Here is a 15,209-nt window from a genome sequence, read left to right on the forward strand (position 1 = left end):
CGCGCCCGGGGCTCAGACCACGCCCTCGGGCACGGTCTTCTTGACGGCGTTCGCCAGATCGACAAGCGGGTTGACCTCCGGCGCGTACTTTCCGGGCACCGTCACCTCGACGTACGCCTTGCGCAGCACCGTCGTGAAGCGATAGCCGTCGTCCTGCTGCTCGGGAAGCCACTGCACGCCGTTGATGTCGGCCGAGGGCGTGTAGGGGTTGTAGTGCTCGGTACCGGGCGTGAGAACGGCGGGCTTGGCGACCCCGCAGCGCAGCTTTATGGCGGGGTCGCCCCAGGCGGCGGTCAGGTCCGAGGCGGGCTTGGGGGTGCGCTGCTCCAGCCCCTCCACGGTCTTGGGAAGTTCCTTGTGCAGCGCCCGGCACAGCGTGGCCATCTCCGCGGGCGGCTTGGGAACCGTGAGCGAGAGCGAGCCGTCCGAACCTCCGATGAAGGAGCACCCGGCCGCCGACAGCACGAGCAGCGCCGCGGCGGCGGACGTGGAGACGATCCTTCGGGTGGGGCTACGGTGTGCGGAATTCACGGGCTGAGCATACGGGGAGTCACAGATGGACGACGGGGCAGGTCAGGGTCCGCGTGATGCCGTCCACTTGCTGGACTTTCGCGACCACCATGCGGCCGAGTTCATCGACCGTCTCGGCCTGGGCGCGCACGATGACGTCGTACGGGCCGGTGACGTCCTCTGCCTGTATCACTCCAGGGATCTTGGCGATGACGTCGGCGACGGTCGACGCCTTGCCGACCTCGGTTTGGATCAGGATGTACGCCTGTACCACGGAACCTCCAGGGCGGCTACGAGGATCATGTGGGGAGAAGGGACGCCACGGTACCGCGTCGCCGAGCGGCGCGGGGAGACCCGCGCGGCGTGCGCGGCGCGGCGGGCAGCGAGCGACAAGTGCGAAGGGGCAATGGGATGAAGGGCACCGTGGGCGAGTTGGGGGAGTTCGGGCTCATCAGAGAGCTCACCTCCCGGCTCACCACCACCCCGGCCGTGCGGCTGGGGCCCGGCGATGACGCCGCGGTCGTGGCCGCGCCGGACCGCCGGGTCGTGGCCAGCACGGACGTACTGCTGGAGGGACGGCACTTCCGCCGCGACTGGTCCACCGCCTATGACGTCGGCCGCAAGGCCGCCGCCCAGAACCTCGCGGACATCGCGGCGATGGGCGCGGTGCCGACCGCGCTGCTGCTCGGCCTGGTGGTGCCCGCCGAACTCCCGGTGACCTGGCCCGCCGAGCTGATGGACGGCATCCGCGACGAGTGCCAGGTGGCGGGCGCGGCCGTGGTGGGCGGCGATGTGGTGCGCGGCGAGACCATCACCGTGGCGATCACCGCCCTGGGGGACCTGCGCAACAACGAACCGGTCACCCGGTCCGGCGCCCAGCCGGGCGACGTGGTCGCCGTCACGGGCTGGCTCGGCTGGTCGGCGGCCGGCCACGCGGTGCTCTCCCGCGGCTTCCGCTCGCCGCGAGCGTTCGTCGAGGCACACCGCAGGCCGGAACCGCCGTACCACGCGGGGCCCGCGGCCGCCGGGCTCGGCGCGACCGCCATGACCGACGTCAGCGACGGACTGGTCGCCGACCTCGGGCATATCGCGGAGGCCAGCAAGGTCCGTATCGATCTGCGCTCGGGGGACATCGACATCCCGTCCCAGATGTCCGACATCGGGCAGGCGGTGGGCGTCGATCCGCTGCAGTGGGTGCTCAACGGGGGCGAGGACCACGCCATCGTGGCGACCTTCCCGCCCGATGTGAAGCTGCCCGCCCGCTGGAAGGTGATCGGCGAAGTGCTCAACCCCTCGGCGCTGCCGCAGGTGACCGTGGACGGCGCGCCCTGGCCGCACGCGGGCTGGGACCACTTCGGCAAGGACAAGGACGCCGACTAGAAGCGCCGGCCGGCAGCGCTGACTGGAAGCGCCTGTCGGCCCCGGGTGGATCGCCGAGTAGATTCGGCGGCATGGCGACTCTCCCCGTATCCCCGCCACGCCCACCCGTGGCCCCGCCACGCGTGCTCACCGTCGCCGGATCCGACTCCGGCGGCGGTGCCGGTATCCAGGCCGATCTGAAGGCGATGCTGGCCCTCGGCGTACACGGCATGAGCGTGATCACGGCCGTGACGGCACAGAACTCGCTGGGCGTGAGCGGCGCGTGGGAGCTGCCCGCCGAGGCCGTACGGGCCCAGTTCCGCAGCGTCGTCGACGATATCGGGGTACAGGCGGTCAAAACCGGGATGCTGGCGTCCGCCGAGCTCGTCGAGACCGTCGCCGGGCTGCTCGCGGACGTCTCAGCCCCCGTCGTGGTCGACCCGGTCGGGGTCTCCAAGCACGGCGACGCCCTGCTGGCCACCGAAGCCCTCGACACGGTCCGTACGCGGCTGCTGCCGGCCGCGACGGTGGCCACGCCCAACCTGGACGAGGTCGCCCAGCTGACGGGCGTGGAAGTGGCGGCGGAGCGGGATCTGCGGCGGGCCGCCGACGCGATCCTGGAATTCGGCCCGCGGTGGGCGCTGATCAAGGGCGGCCACTTGGACGGCGACGCGGTCGATCTGCTCACCGACGGCACCGAGGAACACTGGCTGCGCGCCACCCGGCACGACAACCGCCATACGCACGGCACGGGCTGCACCCTCGCCGGCGCCATCGCCTCGTATCTGGCGCTGGGGGCGGACGTGCCGCGGGCCGTTACGGCGGCCAAGGAGTACGTCACGGGCGCGATCGCGGCCGGGTTCCCGCTGGGCCAGGGAATCGGCCCGGTGGATCACGGCTGGCGGTGGCGCTGATCCCGGAACTCAGGGCATGCGAAAAGCCGGCCCACCACGAAGGTGGACCGGCTCGGCAACCGGAAAGGTCGCACTCGACACACGCTCGGGGTCGCCCCCGAACGCGCGGGAAGTCAGCGCGAAACCTTGCCGGCCTTGATGCACGAGGTGCAGACGTTGAGCCGCTTCGGGGTCCGACCGACCACAGCGCGCACCGTCTGGATGTTGGGGTTCCAACGACGGCGGGTGCGGCGGTGCGAGTGCGAGATGTTGTTGCCGAAGCCCGGCCCCTTGCCGCAGACGTCGCAGTTGGCAGCCACGGGTTACTCCAAAGACGGGTCGACCCCGCTGGCGCGAGGAGACAGACACTTACGGTGAGCCCCGGCTCGCCGGGATCGTGAACGATCGGCGGTACCAGGGGAACGGCCCGATTCGCATCGGGCAACCGGAGCAGCATACAACGGCCGATCCGCTACCCCGAAATTACCATGCCCCCGGGCCGGTGCTGTCGTAGATCGGTTCTCCCCCAGCTACCGCTGGGAGGTGCCCCCAGGGGCGCCTCAGCCCCTGTCGACGGTCGACCACGCGGCGGTAGTCGGCTGTATCGATCTGCGGCTCCGCCGCGTGGCGATCGCAGCCTCTGCCCTTCGCGCGGCGGAGCCGCATATCGATTGCAGCCTCAGGGCCTCCGCGCGCTCTCCCTTTCGACAGGGTCGCGCCCCTCCGGCGCGCGGGTGGCGACTACCCTGCGATGACGGTCCCGCCCCCTGCCCTCCCGAGGAGGACGTACGTGCCGCACACGCTCGACGCCGATGCGGTACGCACCTGGTGCGGTCTGGCGCTGGACGCGCTCGGCCGGGCCCGCGAGGAGATCGACGCGATCAACGTCTACCCGGTCGCGGACGCGGACACCGGCACCAACCTCTACCTGACCGTCGAGTCCGCCACCCAGGCCGTGACCGCCGCCTTCGACGGCCACGCCGCCGCCCCGGGGCCCGCCGCCGGCCCGAGCCTGTCCGAGGCGGTGCGCGCCATGGCCCACGGCGCCCTGATCGGCGCACGCGGCAACTCCGGCACGATCCTGGCGCAGCTGCTGCGCGGCATGGCGGACGTCCTCGCGGACGGCGGGGCCGCAGGCGATTGCGGCGATGCGGACGGCCTGCGCCGGGCCCTGCGACGCGCGGCCGAACTGGCCTACCGGGGCGTGGCCCACCCGGTCGAGGGCACCGTACTGACCGTCGCGCGGGCCGCGGCCGACGCCGCCGCCCGCACCGAGGGCGGCCCGGCCGCGGTGGCCCGCGCCGCGTACGAGGGCGCCCGTGCCGCCCTGGAGGCCACCCCCAGCCAGCTCGGGGTGCTCGCCCGTGCGGGCGTCGTGGACGCGGGCGGCTACGGCCTGGTGGTGGTCCTCGGCGCGCTCGCCGAGGCCGTATCGGGCCGGCCGCCGGCCGCCGCGGGCCGACCCCCCGCCGCCGGGCCCGTCGCGGCCCCCGACGGCTGCCCGGCCGCCGGGCACGCGGCTGGCGCCGACGGCTCCGTGGGCTCCGTGGGCGAAGGGCCGGGCGGCGGACCCGCCTTCGAGGTGATCTATCTGCTGGAGGCGGACGAGACGGCTGTAGCCCGGCTCCGTGACCGGCTGGACGCGCTCGGCGACTCCCTGGTGGTCGTCGGCGGCGACGGACTGTGGAATGTGCACGTCCATGTGGACGACGCGGGCGCGGCCGTGGAGGCGGGTATCGAGGCGGGCCGCCCGCACCGCGTCCGCATCACCCACTTCGGCACGGCCGCCGCCCGCCGGGCCCACGCCGACGAGCCCTACGCCCGCCCCCGTACGGAAGACACCGGGCAGCGGCCGGACCGGCCGGGCGCCCAGGAGCCCCCGGGCGCCCGCGCGGAGCGCGCGGCGCGCGCCGTGGTCGCGGTGGTCCCCGGCGAGGGCCTGGCCGCGCTGTGCGCCGAGGCCGGTGCGACCACGGTCGCCGCACGGCCCGGGGAGCGCCTGGCCGCCGGCGAGCTGGCCCAGGCCGTACGCCGGGCCCGCGCCCGGGAGGTCGTCCTGCTGCCCAACGACGCCGAACTGCGCCACACGGCCGCTGCCGCCGCCGCCCAGGCCCGTGCCGAGGGCGTACGGGTGGCGGTCATCCCCACCCGCTCCCCGGTCCAGGGCCTCGCCGCGCTCGCCGTGCACGAGCCGGGCCGCAGCTTCGACGAGGACGTCGTGGCCATGACCTCCGCCGCGGGCGCCACCCGCTACGCCGAACTGGCCGTCGCCGAGCGCCAGTCCTGGACCATGGCCGGGGTGTGCCAGGCGGGAGACGTGCTCGGGCTGATCGACGGCGATGTGGCGGTGATCGGCGACGGTATCGCGGGCACCGCCGAGACCGTGCTGGACCGGATGCTGGCCGCGGGCGGCGAACTGGTCACGCTGGTGGTCGGCGCGGACGTCCCCGACGGCGTCGCCGAGCACCTGGAGCGCCACGTACGGGACGGGCACTTCGCGGTCGACACGGTGATCTACCACGGCGGCCAGCCGGGCGTGCCGCTGATCATAGGCATCGAATAGGCGGCGAACAGATCGAAAAGTCGGCGCGGCCCGCGCATCCTGGGGCGGGGTGACCCCGCTTGTCAGTGCGGTGGTGTGCAATGGACAGCGTGCCCGCGCTGGATGAACCTCTGAAGAAAGTGCTCGGCGGCAACACCGCGAAGGTGATGGCCGACCACCTCGACCTGCACACGGTCGGCGATCTGCTGCACCACTACCCGAGGCGGTACGCCGAGCGCGGCGAGCTGACCCGGCTGTCCGACCTGCCCCTCGACGAGCATGTGACGGTCGTCGCGCAGGTCGCCGACGCCCGCGTGCACAAATTCGACCGCGGCACCAAGCAGCGCCTGGAGGTCACCCTCACCGACGGCAGCGGCCGCCTCCAGCTGGTCTTCTTCGGCCGCGGGGTCTTCGCGGCGCAGAAGGAGCTGCTGCCCGGCCGCCGGGGCATGTTCGCGGGCAAGGTCGGCGTCTTCCGCAATATTCGCCAGCTGGCCCACCCCGCGTACGAACTGCTCGGCAAGGACGACGGCGCGGCGGCCGTGGAGGCGTGGGCCAACCAACTGCGGCCGCTGTACCCCGCCTGCGCCCAGCTGGAGTCCTGGAAGATCGAGAAGGCCGTCGGGACGCTGCTCGACAGCCTGGAGGCCACCGGCTGGGACGGTCTGGTCGACGCGCTGCCCGAGAGCCTGCGGCTCGGCCGCGGTCTTGCCGAGCTTCCCGAGGCGCTGCTGAAGATCCACCGGCCGCGCACCAAGACGGATATCGCGGTGGCCCGGGACCGCCTCAAGTGGGACGAGGCCTTCGTGCTCCAGGTGGCCCTCGCCCGGCGGCGCCACGCCGACGCCCAACTGCCCGCCGTACCACGCGCCCCGGCGGAGGGCGGCCTGCTGGACGCCTTCGACGAGCGGCTGCCGTTCACCCTCACCGAGGGCCAGCAGAGCGTCAGCCGGGAGATCTTCGCCGACCTCGCCACCGACCACCCCATGCACCGGCTGCTGCAGGGCGAAGTCGGCTCGGGCAAGACCATGGTCGCGCTGCGCGCGATGCTGGGCGTCGTGGACAGCGGGGGACAGGCCGCGATGCTCGCGCCCACCGAGGTGCTGGCCCAGCAGCACCACCGCTCGATCACCGAGATGATGGGCGATCTGGCCGAGGGCGGCATGCTGGGCGGCTCGGAACAGGGCACCAAGATCGTGCTGTTGACCGGGTCCATGGGTGCCGCGGCTCGCCGCCAGGCGCTGCTCGACCTGGTCACCGGCGAGGCCGGGATCGTGGTCGGGACCCATGCGCTGATCGAGGACAAGGTCCAGTTCCACGATCTGGGCCTGGTCGTGGTCGACGAGCAGCACCGCTTCGGCGTGGAGCAGCGCGACGCCCTGCGCTCCAAGGGCAAGCAGCCGCCGCATCTGCTGGTGATGACGGCCACGCCGATCCCGCGGACCGTCGCCATGACCGTCTTCGGCGATCTGGAGACCTCCGTGCTGGACCAGCTGCCGGCCGGGCGCTCCCCGATCGCCTCCCATGTGGTGCCCGCGAAGGACAAGCCGCACTTCCTGGCGCGGGCCTGGGAGCGGGTGCGCGAGGAGGTGGCGGCCGGCCACCAGGCGTATGTGGTGTGCCCGCGGATCGGCGACGAGATGGGCGAGGACAACGGGGATGAGGGGGCCGAACCCAAGGGCGCGGCGCGCAAGTCGGCCAAGCCGCCGGGCAAGTCTTCTGCCAAGTCCCCGGCCAAGTCCCCGGCCAAGTCCCCCGAGGACGAGGCCGAGAAGCGGCCGCCGCTCGCGGTCCTCGACATCGCCGAGCAGCTGGCCAAGGGCCCGCTGCGGGAGCTGCGCGTGGAGGTGCTGCACGGCCGGATGCAGCCGGAGGCCAAGGACGAGGTGATGCGCCGCTTCGCCGCGGCCGAGGTGGACGTCCTGGTCGCCACGACGGTCATCGAGGTCGGCGTCAACGTCCCCAATGCCACCGCCATGGTGATCATGGACGCCGACCGCTTCGGCGTCTCGCAGCTGCACCAGCTGCGCGGCCGCGTCGGCCGCGGCTCGGCCGCCGGGCTGTGCCTGTTGGTGAGCGAGATGCCGGAGGGCAGCCCGGCCCGCGCCCGGCTCGGCGCGGTCGCGGCCACGCTGGACGGCTTCGAGCTGTCCCGGATCGACCTGGAGCAGCGGCGCGAGGGCGATGTGCTGGGGCAGGCCCAGTCCGGGGCGCGCTCCTCGCTGCGGGTGCTCGCGGTCATCGACGACGAGGAGGTCATCGCGGCGGCCCGGGAGGAGGCGGCGGCGATCGTCGCGGCCGATCCCGAACTGGCCGGATACCCGGAGCTGCGTACGGCGCTGGACGCGTTCCTGGACGAGGAGCGCGAGGAGTACCTGGACAAGGGGTGACAAGGGCTGACAGGAACTGCAGACAGGGGCTGAGGGACGATCGGCGACAGCCCGGCGGGACCTGAGGCCGGAAGCACGGGCCGGGACGCCATATTGTGGAGGGCAGCGGGCCTCGTACGGTCCGCCGCTGCCCCCTCCCACCGCGAAGGACTGCCTCACCGATGACCCGCGTGATCGCCGGAGCCGCCGGCGGCCGCCGCCTGGCAGTGCCGCCGGGAAACGGCACCCGACCGACCTCGGACCGGGCGCGCGAAGGTCTCTTCTCCACCTGGGAGTCGCTGCTGGGCTCGCTGCGCGGGGCCAGGGTGCTCGATCTCTACGGCGGCTCGGGCGCGGTCGGCCTGGAAGCGCTCTCGCGAGGCGCGGAGCATGTGCTGCTGGTGGAGTCCGACGCGCGCGCCGCCCGCACCATCCGGGCGAACATCCGGGCGCTCGGCCTGCCCGGTGCCGAACTGCGCACGGGCCGGGCCGAGCAGACCATCGCCGGACCGGCCCCCGCGAGCGGCCCGTACGACGTGGTGTTCCTGGACCCGCCGTACGCCGTCGCCGACGAGGAGCTGCGGGAGATACTGCTCACACTCGCCGGTAACCGGTGGCTTGCGCCCGATGCGCTGGCCACGGTGGAGCGGAGCACGCGAGGCGGAGATTTCGGGTGGCCTGCCGGTTTCGAGGGCTTGCGGGCCCGTCGCTACGGCGAGGGCACGCTTTGGTACGGTCGCGCCGCCTCGACGTGCGACAACGCGTCATGACCGGACCCGAGAGCGAGGAACCACCAGTGCGCCGCGCAGTCTGTCCGGGGTCCTTCGACCCCGTCACCAATGGGCACCTCGACATCATCGCCCGTGCGTCCAAGCTGTACGACGTCGTCTACGTCGCCGTGATGATCAACAAGTCCAAACAGGGCATGTTCACCGTGGACGAGCGGATGGACCTGCTCCGCCAGGTCACCGCCGAGTACGGAAACGTTCAGGTGGAGGCCTTCCACGGCCTCCTCGTGGACTTCTGCAAGGAGCGCGAGATCCCAGCCATCGTCAAGGGGCTGCGGGCGGTCAGCGACTTCGACTACGAGTTGCAGATGGCCCAGATGAACAACGGCCTCTCGGGGGTGGAGACGCTGTTCGTGCCCACCAACCCCACCTACAGCTTCCTCTCCTCCAGCCTGGTCAAGGAGGTCGCGACCTGGGGCGGGGACGTCTCCCATCTGGTGCCCCCGGTGGTGCTCGATGCCCTGAGCGAGCGGCTCGGCCGGCGCTGACCCGCTGACGGCCGGGCCGACGGGTGTCGGGCGGGGCCCGCTGGCCGTACAGTCGTGCCCGGCCGTTCCAGGCCGCCCTGTTCGTTGCGTCAAGTTCCCTCCAGTTCCGTCAAGTTCCGTCAAGTCCGTCAAGAGAGAGTGGCGAGCACCCAAGGTGGACGTGCAGAAGAAGCTCGACGAGATCGTCGACACCGTCGGCAACGCCCGGTCCATGCCCATGTCGGCCTCGTGCGTGATCAACCGCGCCGAGCTGCTCGCCATGCTCGAAGAGGTGCGCGCCGCTCTCCCCGACTCCCTCGCCCAGGCGCAGGACGTGATCGGCGGCCGTGAGCGGATGGTCGAAGAGGCCCGCCAGGAGGCCGAGCGGATCATCCAGTCCGCGCACGCCCACCGGGGTTCGCTGGTCTCGGACACCGAAGTCGCCAGGAAGTCCCAGGAGGAGGCCGACCGGATCCTGGAGGAGGCCCGCAGGGAGGCCGAGGAGATCCGCGCCGAGGCCGACGACTACGTCGACTCCAAACTGGCCAACTTCGAGGTCGTGCTGACCAAGACCATCGGCTCCGTCGACCGCGGCCGCGAGAAGATGCTGGGCCGCGCCGTGGGCGGGGAGCAGGACGGGGCGGCGGGGCAGTTGGAGGACGGCCCGGAGCGCAGCGCCGACCCGCAGATGCTGCAGCAGCGCGCCGACGACTACGTGGACACCAAGCTCGGCGCGGTCTCGGCGGTGCTCAGCAAGACGCTGGAGGCGGTCGGCCGGGGCCGGCAGAAGCTGCTCGGGGCCCGGGCGATCGACGAGCTGGGCGCCCATCTGGCCGCCCAGGACGCCGCCACCCCGCTGGGCCACCAGACCAGCGACGACGACTTCCTCGCGGATCTCGCCCAGTCCCAGGCGCAGCTGTCCACGGCGCGGCCCGAGGCGGCGCCGGACGCCTCGTACTACGCGGCCACGGCCGGATATCAGCAGCAGGACCCGTACGCGGCGGCCCAGGGCGGCTACCAGCAGCAGGGTTACGTCCAGCAGCAGGACCCGTATGCGGCGGCCCAGGGCGGCTACCAGCAGCAGGACGCGTACGGCTGGCAGCAGCAGCCCCAGGGCTACGACCCGAGCGGCTACGCCCCCGAACAGCAGGCCCCACAGCAGCCTCAGCAGCAGCTCGAGCACCAGCCGCACCAGCCGCACCAGCCGCACCAGCCTCAGCAGCAGCCCCAGCTGCCGGCCGCGGCCCTCGACGAGACCAGCCTGTTCGACACCAGCATGATCGACCTGGACCAGCTGCGTCAGTACGAGCAGGGCCGCTGAGCCCGGCCGGACCTTATCCACAGCCCCGGGGGCGGATTGGGTCTATGGCGGCCGGTCCAGTATCCTGGCTGTTCGGTCGCGCGTACTTCCGCGATCTCGGCTGCCCGTTTCGTCATATCAGCGTCGGGTGGCCTGCCGCAGCCGTAGAAAGCAGGAAGCCCTGAACGCCCGCCTCGACCACCATGCCCCTCTCGTGTTCGACACGCGCGAGCTGGGCCGTCGTCCTGGTGCGCTCAAAAGGCTCTCCCGTTCGGTCCCGGCCCCCAAGGATCTCGGTATCGAGGTCATCGGGGTACGGGAGGGCGTGACCGTGGAGCTCGACCTCCGCCAGGAGTCGGTCATGGAGGGTGTGCTTGTCACAGGCACCGCCCGTGCACCGCTGACAGGGGAGTGCGTAAGGTGTCTGGAGCCGCTGGAGCGGGAGCTCGAAGCGGACTTCCAGGAGATGTACTCCTACCCCGACGCCGACGACCGGAGCCGCCACGCGGACACCGGCGACGACGCCGAGGAGGAGGACACGCTCTTCCTCGAGGGCGACCTGTTCGACCTCGAACCCGTGCTGCGGGACGCGGTGGTGCTGGCACTGCCGCTGCAGCCGGTGTGCCGGGAGGACTGCCCCGGGCTGTGCGCCGAATGCGGCGCGCGGCTCGAGGAGGACCCCGACCACCATCACGATGCCGTCGACATCCGTTGGGCGGCGCTGCAGGGACTCGCCGAGGCCAATTCGGACGGCGAGAAGGACAACGCACCCCGCGGTCGCGGGGATGACTCACAGGAGAAGTAGCCGTGGCTGTTCCGAAGCGGAAGATGTCGCGCAGCAACACGCGCCACCGCCGGTCGCAGTGGAAGGCTGCGGTCCCCACCCTGGTGGCGTGCGAGCGCTGCCACGAGCCGAAGCTCCAGCACATCGCGTGCCCGAGCTGCGGCACCTACAACCGCCGCCAGGTCCTCGAGGTCTGATCGGCGGGTGACAGGCTCTATGTCGGACGCCAACACGACTCCCCGCAAGCGAGCGGGAGAAACGGCCCAGGCGGACACGGCCTCGTCCCACACGATTCTGGAAGGGCGGCTCGGGTATCAGCTCGAGTCCGCCCTTCTGGTGCGTGCGCTGACCCACCGCTCCTTCGCATACGAGAACGGCGGGCTGCCCACCAACGAGCGTCTGGAGTTCCTGGGCGACTCCGTGCTCGGCCTGGTGGTCACCGACACGCTGTACCGTATCCACCCCGACCTGCCCGAAGGCCAGCTGGCCAAGTTGCGGGCCGCCGTGGTCAACTCGCGTGCGCTGGCCGAGGTGGGGCGCGGCCTCGACCTCGGCGCCTTCATCCGGCTCGGCCGGGGCGAAGAGGGCACCGGGGGACGGGACAAGGCATCCATCCTCGCCGACACCCTCGAGGCGGTGATCGGCGCCGTCTACCTCGACCAGGGGCTGGACGCCGCCGCGGAGCTGGTCCACCGGCTCTTCGACCCGCTGATCGACAGGTCCTCGAACCTGGGCGCGGGCCTGGACTGGAAGACCAGCCTCCAGGAGCTGACCGCCACCGAAGGCCTTGGGGTGCCGGAGTATCTGGTCTCCGAGACCGGACCCGACCACGAGAAGACCTTCACGGCTGCCGCCCGCGTCGGTGGTGTCGCGTACGGCACCGGCACCGGCCGCAGCAAGAAGGAAGCCGAGCAGCAGGCGGCGGAGGCCGCCTGGCGCGCGATCCGCGCTGCGGCGGACGAGGCCAAGGCCAAGGCCGAAGCGGCCACGGCCGAGGGCACCGCCGCGGCCTCGGACGGCGAGGCCGCCGATACGGCCCCGACGGCACACTGATCAACCCTCCTCGCCCTCCCCGCGACCGGGCCCCGGCCGTGGGGAGGGCGAGGGCGCCGGCCAAGGAGGCCCCCGTTGCCCGAGCTGCCTGAGGTCGAGGTGGTCCGCCGTGGCCTGGAGCGCTGGGTCAGCGGCCGTACGGTCGCCGAGGTGCAGGTGCTGCACCCGCGCGCGGTGCGCCGTCACCTCGGGGGCGGGGAGGACTTCGCCGCCCGGCTGAAGGGCCGCCGCGCCGGGGTGGCCCGTCGCCGCGGCAAGTATCTGTGGCTGCCGCTGGAGGACGCCGACGAGTCGGTGCTGGCGCACCTCGGCATGAGCGGCCAGCTGCTCGTCCAGCCGCACGGCGCCGCGGACGAGAAGCATCTGCGCATCCGGGTGCGGTTCAACGACTCCATCGGCACCGAACTGCGCTTCGTCGACCAGCGCACCTTCGGCGGCCTCTCACTGCACGAGACGGTCGAGGGCGCCGCGGACGGGCTGCCGGCCGCGATCGCGCATATCGCCCGCGACCCGCTGGACCCGGCGTTCGACGAGGCCGCCTTCCACACCGCGCTGCGCCGCCGCCGCACCACCCTCAAGCGGGCGCTGCTCGACCAGTCGTTGATCAGCGGGGTGGGCAACATCTACGCCGACGAGGCGCTGTGGCGCGCCCGGCTGCACTACGACCGGCCGACGGCCACCCTCACCCGCCCGCGCAGCGTCGAACTCCTCGACCATGTGCGCGATGTCATGAACGCCGCGCTGGCGGTCGGCGGCACCAGCTTCGACTCCCTCTACGTCAATGTGAACGGCGAGTCGGGCTACTTCGAGCGCTCCCTGGACGCGTACGGCCGGGAGAACGAGCCCTGCCGCCGCTGCGGCACACCGATGCGCCGCCGCCCGTGGATGAACCGCTCCAGCTACTTCTGCCCGCGCTGTCAGCGTCCGCCGCGCCCGGCGGCCCCGGCGCTTCCGGCTGCGGCGCCCCGTACCGCGGTGCCGCGCTCCTCGTCGTAGCGCACCTGGGCGGTCAGCACCTCCGGCATGCGCTCCTCGACGAAGCCGATCAGCGCCAGCAGCCGCTCGGCGACGGCGTGGCCCAGCGGGGTCAGCTCGTAGTCCACGCGCGGGGGGTTGGTCGGCTGCGCCTCGCGGTGCACCAGGCCGTCGCGCTCCAGCGCGTGCAGCGTCTGGGACAGCATCTTCTCGCTGACGCCGTCGACCCGGCGGCGCAGCTCGTTGAACCGGAAGCTGCCCTCCTTGAGCGCCCCCAGGGTCAGCCCGCCCCACTTGCCGGTGATGTGCTCCAGCGTGCCGCGGGAGGGGCAGGCGCGGGCGAACACGTTGAAGGCCAGGTCGTCGCTTGCCGTTTCGGTGCTCGTCGGCGTGGCGCAGTCGCTCTCCATGTCATGAGCATACTTGAACGCAGCGCTCACCGGCGGGTTGCGCTTTCTAAAAGTTAGTGCTTTTCTGTTCCGGACATTCCACCGTGCACGAACCATTCCACGGTGCACGTACGCCTGACCTCAGGAGCTCATACCGTGACCACCCCCGTCATCGCCGTCGCCTACCACTCCGGCCACGGGCACACCGCCGTCCTCGCCGAGGCCGTCCGCGCCGGAGCGGCCGCCGAGGGCGCCACCGTTCACCTGATCAAGGTTGATGAGATCACCGAGGAGCAGTGGGGCCTGCTCGACGCTGCGGACGCGATCGTCTTCGGCTCGCCCACCTACATGGGCACCGCGTCCGGCGCCTTCCACGCCTTCGCCGAGCAGTCCTCCCAGCGCTGGTTCACCCAGGCGTGGAAGGACAAGCTCGCGGCCGGCTTCACCAACTCGGGGTCCAAGAGCGGCGACAAGGTGCACACCCTGCAGTTCTTCACCGTGCTCGCCGCCCAGCACGGGATGAACTGGGTGAACCTCGGTCTGCACCCGGGCTGGAACAGCTCGGCCGCCTCCGAGAACGACCTCAACCGCCTCGGGGTCTTCCTGGGCGCCGCCGCCCAGACGAACGTGGACGAGGGCCCGGAGGCGGTGCACAAGGCCGACGTGGCCACCGCCGAGCACCTCGGCCGCCGGATCGCCGAGAGCGCGAAGATCGTCGTCGCGGGGCGCGCCGCCCTCGCCGCCTGACCCGGTGGGCGAGGGGGTGGGCGGGGCGGGGCCGGTGCGGGCCGGTGGCTCGGCGTGGGCCGGTGGCTCAGGACCGGCTCAGTAGCCGAAGTCCTGCGTCCACCAGGGGCCGTCCCCGTCCCCGAAGTTCACACCGACGCCCAGGGTCTTGTAGGTGCAGTTGAGGATGTTGGCGCGGTGGCCGGCGCTGTTCATCCAGGAGTCCATCACCGCCTGCGCGTCCTGCTGGCCGCGGGCGATGTTCTCCCCGCCCAGGTTCAGGATGCCGACCTGCTCCGCCCGCTCCCAGGGGGTGTCGCCGTCCGGGTCCAGGTGGTCGAAGAAGCCCCGCAGGGCCATGTCGTCGGTGAAGTCCTGGGCCAGCTGGGACAGTTTCCGGTCCGCAGTCACCGGCTCGCAGCCGACCTTCGACCGCTCCTGGTTGACCAGCGCCAGGACCTCCTGTGCGGCGGACTTCGCAGCCTTGTCGGGGTTCCCCGGGGTGTTGCGGTCCTCGCTCTGTCCGGGGGGCGTGGTGGGCTTCTGGGACGACGAGGAGCCCTTGCCGCCCGAACCTCCGTTCCCCTTGCCGTTCCCGCTGCCGTTCGCCTTCCCGTTTCCGTTCCCGTTGCCCTTTCCGTTCCCGTTCCCGTTCGCCTGGCCGGAGTCCGAGGAGCCCGGCTGCTTCGAGGGGGTGGAGGGCGTGGCGGAGGGCTTGCCCGGGGTCTTCGAGGGGGTGGTGGACGGTGCTTGCGGCCGGTCGTTGCCACGGTCCGCGGGGGTCGTACCGCGGTCCACCGGCGATGTCGAGGGGGTGCCCTGCGTCTCCAGGGCGGAGCCCGGCGGGGCGTCGGCGCGCACGCCTCCGGCCGGGTCGTTGCTTCCGCTAAGGGTCGGACCTCCCGGCAACAGCCCGGTGGCCATGGCAACCGCGCCTACCGCGACGGCGGCGGAAACACTCAGCAATCCGGTCCGCACCGGTGCCAGATGGCTTCGGCGGGCTCCTCGGTGGCGCCCTGCGCCGGGAGCGGGAGGTGTCGGCGCGGATCCGAGG

Annotated in this window: 17 protein-coding genes; 12 read left to right on the forward strand and 5 right to left on the reverse strand. The window is 72.2% G+C overall.

The window, feature by feature from the left end; genetic code table 11:
• Positions 1-12: 12 nt before the first annotated feature.
• Together ACWDSL_RS09275 and ACWDSL_RS09280 are read right to left on the reverse strand one after the other, a co-directional pair.
• A complete protein-coding gene (locus ACWDSL_RS09275) occupies positions 13-531 on the reverse strand; it encodes a DUF3515 domain-containing protein (protein WP_450483293.1) in 519 nt (172 codons plus the stop codon).
• A 19-nt stretch (positions 532-550) separates the two neighbouring features.
• Positions 551-784 carry an Lrp/AsnC family transcriptional regulator gene (locus ACWDSL_RS09280; RefSeq protein WP_014176096.1) on the reverse strand — a complete coding sequence of 78 codons (234 nt, stop codon included), beginning with the start codon at positions 782-784 and terminating at the stop codon, positions 551-553.
• A gap of 137 nt (positions 785-921) precedes the next feature.
• On the opposite strand from ACWDSL_RS09280, the gene ACWDSL_RS09285 reads away from it, so the two are divergent.
• Together ACWDSL_RS09285 and thiD are read left to right on the forward strand one after the other, a co-directional pair.
• Positions 922-1,890 carry a thiamine-phosphate kinase gene (locus ACWDSL_RS09285; protein WP_450483295.1) on the forward strand — a complete coding sequence of 323 codons (969 nt, stop codon included), beginning with the start codon at positions 922-924 and terminating at the stop codon, positions 1,888-1,890.
• Between the two features lie 71 nt (positions 1,891-1,961).
• Positions 1,962-2,783, forward strand: coding sequence for a bifunctional hydroxymethylpyrimidine kinase/phosphomethylpyrimidine kinase (thiD, locus tag ACWDSL_RS09290; protein ID WP_450483297.1), 822 nt, complete (start codon positions 1,962-1,964; stop codon positions 2,781-2,783).
• A 113-nt stretch (positions 2,784-2,896) separates the two neighbouring features.
• Here thiD and rpmB read toward each other — a convergent pair whose 3' ends face one another.
• Positions 2,897-3,082 (reverse strand): 50S ribosomal protein L28, encoded by a 186-nt coding sequence (rpmB, locus tag ACWDSL_RS09295; RefSeq protein ID WP_009714771.1) that lies wholly within the window; start codon positions 3,080-3,082, stop codon positions 2,897-2,899.
• Between the two features lie 470 nt (positions 3,083-3,552).
• On the opposite strand from rpmB, the gene ACWDSL_RS09300 reads away from it, so the two are divergent.
• The 9 genes from ACWDSL_RS09300 (at position 3,553) to mutM (ending at position 13,061) form a co-directional block, all read left to right on the forward strand.
• Positions 3,553-5,325, forward strand: coding sequence for a DAK2 domain-containing protein (locus tag ACWDSL_RS09300; protein WP_450483299.1), 1,773 nt, complete (start codon positions 3,553-3,555; stop codon positions 5,323-5,325).
• Positions 5,326-5,405: 80 nt separating this feature from the next.
• On the forward strand, positions 5,406-7,694 hold the full coding sequence (recG, locus tag ACWDSL_RS09305) for an ATP-dependent DNA helicase RecG (RefSeq protein ID WP_450483301.1): 2,289 nt from the start codon (positions 5,406-5,408) through the stop codon (positions 7,692-7,694).
• A gap of 161 nt (positions 7,695-7,855) precedes the next feature.
• Complete coding sequence (gene rsmD, locus ACWDSL_RS09310; RefSeq protein ID WP_450483303.1) at positions 7,856-8,443, forward strand: 16S rRNA (guanine(966)-N(2))-methyltransferase RsmD; 588 nt, start codon at positions 7,856-7,858, stop codon at positions 8,441-8,443.
• Positions 8,440-8,949, forward strand: a complete 510-nt coding sequence (gene coaD / locus ACWDSL_RS09315) for a pantetheine-phosphate adenylyltransferase (RefSeq protein WP_450483305.1) — start codon at positions 8,440-8,442, stop codon at positions 8,947-8,949. The genes rsmD and coaD overlap by 4 nt, the downstream gene beginning before the upstream one ends.
• A gap of 154 nt (positions 8,950-9,103) precedes the next feature.
• On the forward strand, positions 9,104-10,249 hold the full coding sequence (locus ACWDSL_RS09320; RefSeq protein WP_450483307.1) for a cell division initiation protein: 1,146 nt from the start codon (positions 9,104-9,106) through the stop codon (positions 10,247-10,249).
• Between the two features lie 193 nt (positions 10,250-10,442).
• A complete protein-coding gene (locus tag ACWDSL_RS09325) occupies positions 10,443-11,033 on the forward strand; it encodes a YceD family protein (protein ID WP_450483309.1) in 591 nt (196 codons plus the stop codon).
• 2 nt (positions 11,034-11,035) lie between these two features.
• Positions 11,036-11,209, forward strand: a complete 174-nt coding sequence (gene rpmF, locus ACWDSL_RS09330; protein ID WP_065965136.1) for a 50S ribosomal protein L32 — start codon at positions 11,036-11,038, stop codon at positions 11,207-11,209.
• A gap of 19 nt (positions 11,210-11,228) precedes the next feature.
• Positions 11,229-12,065, forward strand: coding sequence for a ribonuclease III (rnc, locus tag ACWDSL_RS09335; protein ID WP_089510900.1), 837 nt, complete (start codon positions 11,229-11,231; stop codon positions 12,063-12,065).
• A gap of 75 nt (positions 12,066-12,140) precedes the next feature.
• The gene (gene mutM / locus ACWDSL_RS09340) at positions 12,141-13,061 is read left to right on the forward strand and encodes a bifunctional DNA-formamidopyrimidine glycosylase/DNA-(apurinic or apyrimidinic site) lyase (protein WP_450483312.1); all 921 of its coding nucleotides are present in this window, start codon (positions 12,141-12,143) and stop codon (positions 13,059-13,061) included.
• Here mutM and ACWDSL_RS09345 read toward each other — a convergent pair.
• Positions 12,983-13,450, reverse strand: a complete 468-nt coding sequence (locus tag ACWDSL_RS09345; protein ID WP_450483314.1) for a winged helix-turn-helix transcriptional regulator — start codon at positions 13,448-13,450, stop codon at positions 12,983-12,985. The genes mutM and ACWDSL_RS09345 overlap by 79 nt on opposite strands.
• Before the next feature lie 135 nt (positions 13,451-13,585).
• Here ACWDSL_RS09345 and ACWDSL_RS09350 point away from each other — a divergent pair, with 135 nt between their 5' ends.
• A complete protein-coding gene (locus tag ACWDSL_RS09350; RefSeq protein WP_450483316.1) occupies positions 13,586-14,176 on the forward strand; it encodes a flavodoxin family protein in 591 nt (196 codons plus the stop codon).
• A gap of 78 nt (positions 14,177-14,254) precedes the next feature.
• Here the strand turns inward: ACWDSL_RS09350 and ACWDSL_RS09355 are convergent, their stop codons facing one another.
• Positions 14,255-15,016: a CAP domain-containing protein gene (locus ACWDSL_RS09355; RefSeq protein ID WP_450483318.1), complete on the reverse strand. Its 762-nt coding sequence runs from the start codon at positions 15,014-15,016 to the stop codon at positions 14,255-14,257.
• Between the last annotated feature and the right edge of the window lie 193 nt (positions 15,017-15,209).

Source organism: Streptomyces sp. NPDC000941, from assembly GCF_053599555.1.